The 11,899-nt window shown below is 72.0% G+C and carries 9 protein-coding genes and 2 tRNA genes; 4 read left to right on the top strand and 7 right to left on the bottom strand.

The genetic code is table 11. From position 1 onward, the window contains the following. The 5 genes from OG758_RS26115 to OG758_RS26095 all read right to left on the bottom strand — a co-directional run bounded on the left by OG758_RS26115 (position 1) and on the right by OG758_RS26095 (position 4,727). Positions 1 to 1,485 carry a sensor histidine kinase gene (locus tag OG758_RS26115; protein ID WP_326712193.1) on the bottom strand — a complete coding sequence of 495 codons (1,485 nt, stop codon included), beginning with the start codon at positions 1,483 to 1,485 and terminating at the stop codon, positions 1 to 3. Next, complete coding sequence (locus OG758_RS26110) at positions 1,482 to 2,231, bottom strand: response regulator transcription factor (protein WP_266562461.1); 750 nt, start codon at positions 2,229 to 2,231, stop codon at positions 1,482 to 1,484. The genes OG758_RS26115 and OG758_RS26110 overlap by 4 nt, the downstream gene beginning before the upstream one ends. A 99-nt stretch (positions 2,232 to 2,330) precedes the next feature. Further along, positions 2,331 to 3,254: an amidohydrolase family protein gene (locus OG758_RS26105; RefSeq protein WP_382060360.1), complete on the bottom strand. Its 924-nt coding sequence runs from the start codon at positions 3,252 to 3,254 to the stop codon at positions 2,331 to 2,333. Continuing rightward, positions 3,238 to 3,561, bottom strand: coding sequence for an antibiotic biosynthesis monooxygenase family protein (locus tag OG758_RS26100; RefSeq protein WP_326712192.1), 324 nt, complete (start codon positions 3,559 to 3,561; stop codon positions 3,238 to 3,240). Before OG758_RS26100 ends, OG758_RS26105 begins: the two co-directional genes overlap by 17 nt. A gap of 203 nt (positions 3,562 to 3,764) precedes the next feature. Further along, positions 3,765 to 4,727 (bottom strand): DUF2797 domain-containing protein, encoded by a 963-nt coding sequence (locus tag OG758_RS26095; RefSeq protein WP_326712191.1) that lies wholly within the window; start codon positions 4,725 to 4,727, stop codon positions 3,765 to 3,767. Between the two features lie 115 nt (positions 4,728 to 4,842). Between OG758_RS26095 and OG758_RS26090 the strand changes: the two genes are divergently transcribed. Both OG758_RS26090 and OG758_RS26085 read left to right on the top strand, forming a co-directional pair. Beyond that, positions 4,843 to 4,998 (top strand): hypothetical protein, encoded by a 156-nt coding sequence (locus tag OG758_RS26090; protein ID WP_326712190.1) that lies wholly within the window; start codon positions 4,843 to 4,845, stop codon positions 4,996 to 4,998. Positions 4,999 to 5,030: 32 nt separating this feature from the next. Beyond that, complete coding sequence (locus tag OG758_RS26085; protein WP_326712189.1) at positions 5,031 to 5,894, top strand: GNAT family N-acetyltransferase; 864 nt, start codon at positions 5,031 to 5,033, stop codon at positions 5,892 to 5,894. Between the two features lie 370 nt (positions 5,895 to 6,264). Here the strand turns inward: OG758_RS26085 and OG758_RS26080 are convergent. Further along, a tRNA-Arg gene (locus OG758_RS26080) sits at positions 6,265 to 6,337 on the bottom strand. A gap of 186 nt (positions 6,338 to 6,523) precedes the next feature. Beyond that, positions 6,524 to 6,614 (bottom strand) — tRNA-Ser (locus OG758_RS26075). A 243-nt stretch (positions 6,615 to 6,857) separates the two neighbouring features. On the opposite strand from OG758_RS26075, the gene OG758_RS26070 reads away from it, so the two are divergent. Then, positions 6,858 to 7,304, top strand: coding sequence for an SSI family serine proteinase inhibitor (locus OG758_RS26070; RefSeq protein ID WP_326716034.1), 447 nt, complete (start codon positions 6,858 to 6,860; stop codon positions 7,302 to 7,304). Positions 7,305 to 7,591: 287 nt separating this feature from the next. Beyond that, entirely contained in the window at positions 7,592 to 11,848 is a 4,257-nt protein-coding gene (locus tag OG758_RS26065; RefSeq protein ID WP_326712188.1) for a PAS domain-containing protein, read from the top strand. Positions 11,849 to 11,899: the final 51 nt, after the last annotated feature.

Genomic DNA, 11,899 nt, shown 5'->3' with positions numbered 1-11,899 from the left:
TCAGACCTGTGTGGTGAGACTGTGGCCCGCCTGTGAGTGCGTGACGGGTTCGGCACACGCCGGCAGATGGACGGTGAACACGGTCCGGCCGGGCACGCTGTTGACGGTCACCGCGCCGCCGTGCGCGGCCGCGACCGCCTGCACGATGGCGAGGCCGAGACCGGTCGAGCCGTGGGCCCGGGAGCGGGAGGTGTCGCCGCGCGCGAACCGCTCGAAGACGTGCGGGAGCAGCTCGGGCGGTATGCCGGGGCCGTTGTCCTGGACGTCCAGGCAGACCCACGGCCCGTGCCGGTGCACGCGCGCGGTCACGGTGGTGCCCGGCGGCGTGTGCGTACGGGCGTTGGCCAGGAGGTTCACGAGCACCTGGTGGATGCGCGGTCCGTCGGCGAGCACGAGAGCGGGGTCGTCCGGCAGTTCGAGCCGCCACGCGTGGTCCTGACCGGCCGCGCGGGCATCGCTCAGCGCGTCCACGACCAGCGGCGACAGGTCGGTCGCCTCGTACGACAGGGGGCGGCCGGAGTCGAGCCGCGCGAGCAGCAGCAGGTCCTCGACGAGCCCGGTCATGCGGTGGGCCTCGGACTCGATACGGCCGAGCGCGTGCCGGGTGTCGGGCCCGGTCTCCTCCCGGCCGCGCCGGGTGAGCTCGGCGTAACCGCGGATCGAGGCGAGGGGTGTACGCAGCTCATGGCTGGCGTCCGCGACGAACTGGCGCACGCGCGTCTCGCTCTGCTGGCGCGCCTCCAGCGCTCCGTTCACGTGGTCCAGCATGCGGTTGAGGGCGGCGCCGACCTGTCCGACCTCGGTGCGCGGGTCGGCCTCGGTGTCGGGGACCCGTTCGTGGAGGGCCACTTCGCCGCTGTGCAGGGGGAGTTCGGAGACGCGGGTCGCGGTGGACGCGACGCGACGCAGGGGCCGCAGAGCTACGCCGACCATGGCGGCGCCGGCGAGCGACGCGGCGACGAGACCGGCCGCGGTGACGCTGACCTCGACGACGACAAGGGTGCTGAGGGTGTCCTGCACCTCGGTCTCGGGCAGGCCGACCATGGTGTTTCCGCCCGGCTTCGAGGCGATCCGGTAGTCGCCGAGCCCGGGCACGCTGACGCTGTGTGGCGTCTCCCCGTCCTGCGGCACGCTCTCCAGCGCGGTGATCTGCGCGTCCGTCAGCGGGACGATCGGATTGTCCCGGTCGGCGACACTCTTCGCGGCCTCGGTGACGCTTCCGTCGGACTCGACGAGGGCGCCGATGGTGCCCGGCCTGCTCGGACCGCCGAGAAAGTTCAGGTTCTGCGCCTGCCGCTCCGGACCGGGTCCGCCGGCGGACTGGACGACCGCGCCGCGCACCTGCTTGTCGAGCTGGTCGTACAGATAGGTGTGCAGCGCGATGGTGGTCACCGTTCCGATGACGGCGCACACCAGGGCGATCAGCGCGACAGCCGTGATGACGAGCCTCTTGCGCAGGCTGCGCGGCTGCCGCGGCCTGCTCATGAAGCGACGGGGACAGCGGGCTTGATGAGGTATCCGGCGCCGCGCCGCGTGTGGATCATCGGCTCGCGCCCGGCGTCGATCTTCCGGCGCAGGTACGAGATGTACAGCTCCACGACGTTGGCCTGGCCGCCGAAGTCGTAACTCCAGACGCGGTCCAGTATCTGCGCCTTGCTCAGGACCCGGCGCGGGTTGCGCATCAGATAGCGGAGCAGCTCGAACTCGGTGGCGGTCAGATGGATGCCGTCCCCGCCGCGCGACACCTCGTGACTGTCCTCGTCGAGCGTCAGGTCACCCACGACGAGCACGGACTCGCTGCGCCGGTCGGCCGCGCCCGAGCGGCGGATGAGCCCGCGCAGCCGGGCGACGACCTCCTCCAGGCTGAACGGCTTGGTCACATAGTCGTCGCCGCCGGCCGTGAGCCCGGCGATCCGGTCCTCGACGGCGTCCTTCGCGGTCAGGAACAGCACCGGCACGTCCTGGTGCTCGCGCCGCAGCCGGCCGAGCACGGACAGGCCGTCCATGTCGGGCAGCATCATGTCGAGCACGATGGCGTCGGGCCGGAACTCGCGCGCGGTCTGCACCGCGCCCATCCCGTCCGCGGCGCTGCGGATCTGCCAGCCCTCGTAGCGCAGGGCCATGGAGAGCAGCTCGGTGATCGACTGTTCGTCGTCCACGACGAGGACCCGGACGGGGCTCCCGTCCGGCCTCAGCAGTTCGGTACGCCCCTGGGGCGAGGTCGCGGTCATGTTCCACACCTTGCGCGCCCGCTCTGAGAACCGGCTTTCGGCAACCTGTGAATTCCCTGAGAAACGCACAGCGGTCTCTTAGGAGCGTCAGTCCAAGGGTTACGCCAAGGGGTCAAGGCCGAACAGCCGTGCCCCGTTCCCGTGACACACGGCCCGCAGCCACTCCTCCCCGAGACCGAGCCGCTCCAGGGCCTCCAGCTGGTGGACATAGGGGTACGGAATGTTCGGGAAGTCGGTGCCGAGCAGGATCCGGTCACCGAGATCGGCGAGCCGGGCCAGCTCGCCGCGGGGGAACGCGGCAAAGCGTTCACTGAAATCGGTGAACGCCATCGTCGTGTCGAGGCGCACCTCCCCGTACCGCTCGGCCAGGTCGAGGAAGTCCGTGTACTCGGGCATCCCCATGTGGGCCACGATCACCGGGAGCCGCGGATGCCGGGCGAGCAGCCGCGCGACCGGCTCGGGCCCGGTGTGCTTGCCGGGAGCCGGCCCCGAGCCGCAGTGCATGACCACGGGGATACGGGCGTCGGCGAGCATCGCCCACACGGGGTCGAGCAGTTCGTCGTTCGGGTCGTACGCCCCGACCTGTACATGCGCCTTGAAGACGCGCGTGCCCGCCTCGACGGCCTCGCGCACATACCGGTCGACGCCCGGCTCGGGGAAGAACGTCGACGTGTGCAGACAGCCGGGGGTCCGGCGCGCGAAGTCGACGGCCCACCCGTTGAGCCACTCGGCCATGCCCGCCTTGTGCGGATAGAGCATGGACGTGAAGGCACGCACCTCGAACTCCCGCAGCCGCGCGAGCCGTTCCTCCTCTTCCTCCCGGTACGCGATGGGCCAGGCCATCCCGGTCAGCGGCCCCGCCGCGTCGAAGTACTCCCACACCTTCTTCAGGACCCTCTCGGGCATGAAGTGCGTGTGCACGTCGACGATCCCGGCCAGGCCGTGCCGCTCCCTGAACCGGGCGACCCGCTCCGCCTCGCCGCCGTCCGCCGCGCCGCTCTCCGCGTTACTCTCCGCGCTCAAATCCGTGACTCCGTTCGACCTTGGCGACGTGGAGCGAGTAGCTCTCGTACCACTCGGCGCGGCCGCGCCGCTGTGCCTCCCGGTGCTCCCCGTTCCCGGCCCACTCCCTGAGCCCTTCCTCGTGGCGGAAGTAGGCGACGGTGATCCTCAGCCCGCTCCCCGAGGCCGCGAAATCCTCCCCCAGGAACCCGGGTATCTCCCTGACCAGCTCCGACATCCGCTCGGCGGTCACCCCGTATCCGTTGTCCCCCGGCGTGCGCACCGAGGTGAACACGGCGGCGTAGTAAGGCGGTTCGAAGACGGGCACGGGCCGGACGGTACGGGTGGGCCCGGCGCCGCTCTCCGGCCCGACAGGCGCTACTCCGTGATCACTCATGTCCCTCACGATGCGGCCAGGCGACGGACGGTGTCCACCCCCATTGCCCTACGGGAAGCGAGACTTGACCATTCGGTCGACGAAGCCTGCCGACCTCTCCTCGCCTGGCCGGAGAACGGAACGGCCGAGGCCGCTCAGAACAGCCCACCCTGCAGCGCGGGCGCCTCTTTCACCGGTTTCACCGGCACGGAGGACACCACGTCAGCCGCCGCCCCCTCCGCCTTCCCCAACGCCTCGAGCTGCCACCCGCCGAGCAGCCGGGTGTCGACCACGAGTCGCCGCCCGCGCCGCTCCACGAGATGCAGATCCGGCCCCGCGGCGGCGACCAGCGTCCCCACGACCACCCCGCCCTCGACCAGCTCGCTCACAACGGCCCCCACGCCCCCGAGCCGCCCGACCTCTGCCGCGCCCTCTGCCCCGCTCCCTGTTCCTTTCCCTGTTCCGCCCTCGATCCCGAAGACCTCCGCGTGATCGACCACCTCGCACGGAAGCCGCTCCAGCGACTCGGGCCACCCGGCGAGCGCGACGGCGGTGGCATGCGCCGTCGCCAGCTCCGCGGCCCGCTCACCGGCCGGGGGCAGCGCCGCCCGTACGGCCCGCTTCTGCGCGTACGGAATCCGGTCCGGAACGCCGAGGGCGCTACGCAGCAGCTCCTCCGCACGCCGCGCCGCCATGAGCGGCCCGCGCCCCAACCACGTGAACGCGACGGCCCCTTGTTCGAGCAGCCGGGCGGAACCGCGCCCGACCCCGGTGATCCCCACCTTCACCATCCCGCTCCCGAACCAGGCGAGATACACGTGGTACGGCCTCGGGTCGTCCGCCATCGTGTCCGCGGCGACGGAGTGCGCCCGGTCGATCCCGGCGCACTCGGCACACTGTGCGCGTGTCCCCCGCCCGGACAGCAGCGCCCCCGCCGGACACGGCGTACGCCGCCCGCCCCGCCAGACCCCGAGACATCTGCGCCCGCCCACGGCCCGGAAAGCCAGCACGTCCCCGAAGGCGAGGGGACTCTCGCGCTCCCCCTTCCCCTCCCCGTACCACCCCAGCGCGGGCCCGCCCCCGACCCGCCACCGCACCCCGGTGCACCACCACGTCATGCTCAGGACGCTACTCCCGGGCACTGACATCGCCGGGGGCTGCGGTACGTTCCTGCCGCTCGGAGTCGTGATCAAGGGGTAGACCCTGGCAGCGCCGGTCTTCTTCCTCATCACCTTGCCGTGCCTCGCGATCGCCGCCTTCACGGGCTTCGCCGCCTGCCGGGCCCAGCGCCGGAGGGCGTACAAGGCCCTGGCCGCCGTAGTCCTGACCGCCGGCCTGGCCTGCGCACTCATACCGATCGGGATCATCGTCTGGTTCCTGACGCTCTAGCCGGAGCGGGAGCACATCGGAAACCATGAAGCATGCGACCGGATGACTGGCACCTCACCGAAGACGTCGACGACTTTCTCGCCCGAGCCGGGGACTTCCTGCGCTCACGCCCCGCTCTGCACACCACACCCCTGACAACGACCGAGAAACTGCGAACGCTCGGCACGGAGGCATACAAGGCCGATGCCCCCGTCTTCGGCTCCCTGGAGCGGGCGGGCGAGGTCCGCGCCGTCTTCTACCGCCGCACCCGGCACGGTCCCCTGAGCCTCACCCCTGTCACCCCCGCGGACGCCGACGCCCTCGCCGCCCGTCTGGCCGGCCTCGGCCTCGTTCTGCCCGTCGTGAGCGCCGCCCACGACACCGCCACCGCCTTCGCCGAGGCCTGGCAGCGGCACACCGGCGCGACGCCCACACTCAGCACACGGATCCGTCTGTACCGCCTCGGCACGCTCACCGCACCGGAGCCGGTCCCGGCGGGCCGGGGCAGACGCGTGGGCGAACAGGACCGCGAGCAACTCTTCCGCTGGCACCGCGAGTTCGCCGCCGACGTCGGGGAAGACGTCACCATCGACGCCGACACCTGGGCCGACACCCGCTTCGGCGACAAGCACTACACGTTCTGGGAGACCCCGGACGGCACCCCTGTCTCCATGGCGGGCATGACCTCGCTGATCGGCGGCATGGTCCGGGTGGACCCCGTCTACACCCCGGCCCGCCTACGCGGTCGCGGCTACGCGGGCGCGGTGACGGTCGAGGTGAGCCGAGCCGCCCTGGCCGCAGGCGCCAAGGAAGTCGCGCTCTACGCAGATCCGGCCAACTCCACCAGCAACGCCCTCTACCGACGCATCGGCTACGTCCCACTCACCGAATGGGCCGTGTACGACTTCGCACGCTGACGGCGGCACGGCCGGCGTCCCGGCACACCGTCACGACGTGAACTGATCAGTCGCTGTCCTTGTCGCTACCGCTTTCGTGCCCACCGCTTCTCGCCCCAGCGCCCCGCAACCCGTATGGCCGTGTTGGTAACGGCGGCGGTCGCCGCAGAGCTGATCCAGCCCATCGGCCTGCCGTGCATGACCATGGTCCCGAACCGGAGGAAGAACGTGAGCAGCACCCAGGATGCCCGCCCAGTCCTCGACAGCTCGCCGATCAGGGCGCCGGATCTTCATGCGCCGCAGGCTAAGGGTTTGTGATGCCGGGTTGCCAGACCCCGTCATGACATAACGCAAGAGGCCCCCGGATCTCTCCGGGGGCCTCTTACCTGTGTGCACTCGGCAGGATTCGAACCTGCAACCTTCTGATCCGTAGTCAGATGCTCTATCCGTTAAGCTACGAGTGCTTGTTCTGTTTTTGTCTCGGTCCCGGCCCCTTCGGCCCGTTCCCGGCGACAGGAAGAACATTACATGACTGCCGCCGTCATGTGAAATCCGTTTGCCGCACCCCTTGTGAGCTGGGCAAACACTGTCTTGCGGGTCCGAAACGCCGAAGCCCCGGTCCATCAGGACCGGGGCTTCGGATCTTGGAGCGGAGGCGGAGGGATTTGAACCCTCGATGGGCTTTAAGGCCCAAACCGCATTAGCAGTGCGGCGCCATAGACCGGACTAGGCGACGCCTCCAGCACGACCCCCCGCGCGAGCGCGAGTGGTGCGTCCAGATGATGACACAGCATCGCGCGGTGTCACCAATCGGCCCCCACGGTACTAGGCGTCCAGGCCGGAGAGCAAAGCCCTTCTGTTCGTCCTCGTGTCCCGGGGCTCACCGCAACATCGCGGGCCGCCCGGCGTTAGACGCGGTGGAGCCGCTCGGGACGGTGCGGTTCCTCAGTCTTCTCTTCTCACTCATTCGTGGAGCCCCTCATGTTGCTGCGCCGCATCGCCCTCACCGCCGCATCCGCCGCCGCGCTCTGCGCGGTCCCCGCCGCCGCCCACGCCGACACGGGACCGCTCGGTCTCCCCCAGTTGTTCGCCGGGCCCGCCGCCCAGGACCGGCTACGGGTCACCGTCACCGACACGGGTGACGGAAGGGACGGGACGTACGAGCTGGAGTGCGGGCCCTCGGGCGGTACCCATCCGGAACCCGCGAACGCGTGCGCCCGGCTCGACGAGCTGTCGGCGAACGGCCACGACCCGTTCGCGCCGCTCTCGTCGGACGCCCAGTGCACGATGCAGTACGGAGGCCCCGCGACGGCCCACGTCACCGGAACATGGCACGGCCGGCCCGTCGACGCGACCTACAAGAGGACCGACGGCTGTGAGATCTCGCGGTGGCAGAGCCTCGTTCCCGTGCTGCCCGCGACCGGTCGGTGAACGCGGGCGGGCCATTGTGTGGGGAACGTGCCAAGGTGCGGCGCGGCTCCGGACACCCTGTGACCAGGCATATGCCCGGACATCCGCCGCCGTCACGCGGCCGGGTGGGGCCACGCACCCACGCATCTTCATTCCACGGGCACATCTTCCGCGTGCGACCTCCCTCTCATCCGGCGCCGCGACCGCAACCTCTGCCCGTAGACTCCCTCCCGTGACATGCCGCGAGCCACGTAGGAAGATGGCTCGCGCGGTCGGCAAGGTGCGGTAATCAGGGAGGAAGCGTCGTCGTGAGCAGCAGGCCATCCCGAGGCGCTGCTCGCCTCGCAGCCATACTCGACGCGCTCCCGGACGCGCTGGTGCTGGTCAACGCCAACGGGACCGTCGTCAACGCGAACACCATCGCCCTGGAGGCCTTCGAGGCCCCGGGCACCGCTCTCGTGGGGCGCGGACTGCTCGATCTGCTGCCCGAGTTCGACTCGCGGCTCATCCCCGGATCGATGCGCAGGCCCGACACCACGGACGAGCGCGGGCGCACCAAGCCGACCCGGATGATGGCCCGCCGCACCGACGGCAGCGAGTTCCCCGTCGAGGTCACCAGCGCCAATCTCGCCGACGGCCGCGACGCCGTCGACGGCTACGGCAACAGCTCGTACGGGAGCGGGAGCTATGGCAGCGGCGCCTCCGAGCTCCTGATGCTCGTCGTGCGCGACCTGTCGGGGACCGTCGACACCGAGGCCGAACTCGCTCGTTCGCAGCGCCAGACCGAGATGATCCTGCGCGCCGCCGCCGAGGGCGTCGTCGGCACCGACACCGACGGCCGGATCGTGCTCGTCAACCCGGCCGCCGCGCAGATCCTCGGCTTCCGCGCCAGTGACCTGGGCGGGCAGGAACTGCACGCGCTCGTCCTCCACTCACGCGCCGACGGCGAGCCGTTCCCGTACGAGGAGTCCCCGCTCGCCGACACCCTGCGCTCCGGGCGCAAGCACCGGGTGCGCGGGCAGGTCCTGTGGTCGAAGAGCGGCGCGCAGGTGCCCGTCGACATGACGACGGCGCCCGTGCGTGACGGTGACCAACTGGTCGGCGCCGTGATGACGTTCACCGACCGGCGGCCCTACGACGAGCTCGTCGTGGCGCACGCGGAGGAGATCGACCGGCGCGACAAGGAGGCGGAGCGCGCCGCCACGGAGCACGCGGAGACGCTCGCCCGCACCGTCGAGGAGCATGAGGCGCAGACCGCGCGTACCGAAGAGGAGCACGCGACCGAGCTCGCCACGATCACCGAACAGCACGCTGAGGAACTCTCCGCCGAGAAGGACCGGATCGCCGCTCTCGCCGAGCGCGAGAAGGACCGTTACGAGGCGCTCGCGGCCCGGCACGAGCAGCTCCTCGCCGTCCTCGGCCAGTCGCTGCGCGGCCCCCTCGACGAACTGCGCGGCCAGCTCACCACCCTGGCCGCGGACGACGCGGGCCAGTTGTGGCCCGAGGCCAACCAGATCCTGCACCACCTCGCGGCCGGCTACAGCCGCATGACCACGCTCGTCGACAACGTGCTCGGCTATCAGCTCCTCGACTCCGGCGACGCGCAGCTGACCCGTACGAACGTGATGCTCGACGCGGTCGTCGCCGCGGGCGTCGACGGGGCGGTCGAGCTGATCGGGCCCGGTCGCGCGCAGTTCGCCGTGCACGCCCCGCCCATCGAGGCCGAGGTCGACGCGGCACGCCTGGCCACCGCGCTCGCCCACCTCGTCGCGGACGTCGCAGGCATCGACGCCACCGGCAACGCGCGCGTGGGCGTCGTTCCTACGAGCGGAGTCGGCGGATACGTGGACTCGACGATCGTCGTGGCGGCGGCGCTGCGCGGCGAGAGCGTCCGTATCGAGGTACGCGGGCCCTACACGGGCGGCGACCCGGTGCACGAGCCGATCGTGCGCGGCATCGTGCGGGCGCACGGCGGTGTGCTCCAGACGCACGAGGTGCCCGGGATGAGCGGCAGCGCGTATGTGCTCGAGGTGCCGATCGGGGGCGGGGCCGGGGCGGTTCCGGTTGCCGATCCGTCGGGTGTCGTCGGGGTGGCCGGTCCTGGTACGTCTGTTCCCGGTACGGCTGTCGAGGTCGCTTCGGCGGCTGGTGCCGCCCGTGCGGAGGCCGCTGCCGAGGTCGGTGCGGGGCTGCCCGAGCAGGCGTCGGGTACGCGCGGCGGGCGGCGGCGGGCACGGCGCGCTTCGGGCGCGTCGGTGGACTCGTTCCTGGAGAGCGGTGTCGCGGAGGCCGCGGGTGCGGTGCCGGGTGCCGACGAGACCGGACAAGGCGGCGGCTCGGAGGCTGCCGTTCCGACCGGGCGGCGCAGGCGGCGGGCCGAGGAGTCCGCGGCGTCGGGTGCGCCCGGGAGCGCTCAGGTTCAACTGCCGGCGCAGGCCACGCCGACTCCGGCCGGCGGGACGCCTGCCGGTGACGCGGGCGCCGGGACCGGTACGGGGCGTCGGCGCGGGAGGCCCAATCCGGCCGAGGTCGCCGTTCCGGCGGGAGCCGATGCCGGTCCCGGTGCCACCGAGGGTTCCGTGGTGACCGCTGCCGAACACGCGGCTGGATCCCCCGCCCTGGGTGAGACCGTGCCGCCACAGGGTGTGCCGGTCGGAGCGTCGTCCTCGGGCCGGCGGGCGCGGCGCAACCCCGAGCAGGCCGCGCTGCCTGCCGGTGGTTCGGGTACATCCAGTACATCGGGTGCATCGGGGGATTCCGATGCGTCCCAGGCCGGCCAGAACGTCCCCGCCGGGCGTCGCGCGCGCCGCGCTCTCGGTAGTGCTCCGGAGCGGGAAGCCGAGCAGGCCGGCGCCGCGCGCACCGTATTCGCGCTGCCGCCCGCGGAGGCCGACCGGACGACACCCGAGCCGGCCACCGCCACGGACGCCGACGCAGGTACGGGAACGGGTGCTGGCGGCGAGCGGCACGACGCCGCGCAGCGTCACCCCGCCGACGACCACACTCCGCCGCAGCCCCACCCTGTCCAGACGGTTCCGGGCGCGCGCACCGCGCTGCCGCCGGAGAACGGTGCCAAGCCCCGCGCCGCGCAGCCCCTCCCCGCGGAAGCCCCGTCCGCTGACCCCAACTCGACTCAGGGCCGCGCCATAAGCGTACGAACGCTGGGGCAGGGCGTTCCCTTCGGACGTCAGATCGCCGAGCAGCAGCGCCCGCCGCGGCAGCAGCCGCCGGCCCCCGGCACGACCCAGCCCCTGCCGAACCCGGCGGTCCCGAACCAACAGGCGAACCCACGGCCGAATGCGCAGGCGCCCGCACAGCCGAACCAGGCCGGCCCGGCGACGGGCAAGCAGCCCGGTCCACAGGCGAAGCAGCCGTCCGGCGCGCAGGGCGGTCCGTCCGGCCCGAAGACCGGGCAGCAGCCCGTTCAGTCGCCCGGCGGCAACCCGTCGCTCCAGGTCCCGCTGCCCCCTCAGGTCCCGCAGCCCGCGGCGGCCCCGCAGGAGCAGACGCAGCACACGCTCGGCGGCTCCGGTCGTCGCCGCAGGCTGTCCACCCGGCCGGATCCCGCCGGCACCCAGCCGGAGATCGCGGCCCGCCCGCACCCGCAGTCCCCGTCGCAGTCGTCGCCGGCGCAGCCGAAGGCTCAGCCCCAGACGCCGTCCGGCCAGTCCCAGCCAGGTCAGCCGCAGTCGCTGCTGTCGTCGTCATCGGAGGGCCGCGGACGTTCGTACGCGATCGGCGCCCCCGACCAGGACGCCGACGAGGGGCCCGAGCCGCTGGACGGGCCCGGTGGCGCCGTCGAGGTGGCGATCCGGCCCCAGCCTCAGCCGATGGACGACGAGCTGCCCCCGGAGCCGCTCGACAACCCACGCCGTCTCCTGGTCTGGCCCGCGCCCGACGCGCCCACGCAGCAGGCCCTGAGCGACCGCGGCTACCGACCGGTGACCGTGCACTCCCGCGAGGAGGTCGACGCTCAGATCGCGGCCTTCCCCGCCGCGCTCTTCGTCGACCCGCTGACCGGACCGATCACGCGCACCGCCCTCCAGTCGCTGCGCCAGGCCGCCGTGGCCGCCGAGGTTCCCGTCCTGGTGACGGCCGGGCTCGGACAGGCGACGCGCGAGGCCGCGTACGGGGCCGATCCCGCCGTCCTGCTGAAGGCGCTCGCGCCACGGGACAGCGAGCAGCACCCGTCGCGCGTCCTGCTCATCGAGGAGCGCGAGGAGATCGCGATCGCGCTCACCGCGACGCTGGAACGACGCGGGATGCAGGTCGCGCGGGCGAGTTCCGACGCGGACGCGGTGACGCTGGCCGCGCAGATGCGGCCGAACCTGGTGGTGATGGACCTGCTCCAGGTACGTCGCAGGCGCGCCGGAATCGTCGACTGGCTGCGCGCGAACGGCCAGTTGAACCGCACGCCCCTCGTCGTCTACACCGCCGCCGTCGAGGAGGCCGATCTGCCGCGCCTGGCCGCGGGCGAGACCGTCCTGTTCCTGGCGGAACGGTCGACGAGCGACGAGGTGCAGGGCCGGATCGTGGACCTGCTCGCGAAGATCGGCACCAACTGAGGAAGCCGTCACTGCGAAACCTGCAACTGACAAACAGGGGCGGCCCGTTCG

The organism is Streptomyces sp. NBC_01474 (genome assembly GCF_035918215.1).
GTDB lineage: Bacteria > Actinomycetota > Actinomycetes > Streptomycetales > Streptomycetaceae > Streptomyces > Streptomyces aureus.
The sequence above is the reverse complement of the archived record's forward strand: the minus strand, read 5'-3'. Positions and strand labels throughout refer to the sequence as shown.

What these genes read in the sequence shown, in the direction of transcription:
- OG758_RS26110 (WP_266562461.1), bottom strand. Translation starts at nt 2,231, where the DNA reads ATGACCGCGACCTCGCCCCAGGGGCGTACCGAACTGCTGAGGCCGGAC.
- OG758_RS26115 (WP_326712193.1), bottom strand. Translation starts at nt 1,485, where the DNA reads ATGAGCAGGCCGCGGCAGCCGCGCAGCCTGCGCAAGAGGCTCGTCATC.
- OG758_RS26085 (WP_326712189.1), top strand. Translation starts at nt 5,031, where the DNA reads ATGCGACCGGATGACTGGCACCTCACCGAAGACGTCGACGACTTTCTC.
- OG758_RS26095 (WP_326712191.1), bottom strand. Translation starts at nt 4,727, where the DNA reads ATGACGTGGTGGTGCACCGGGGTGCGGTGGCGGGTCGGGGGCGGGCCC.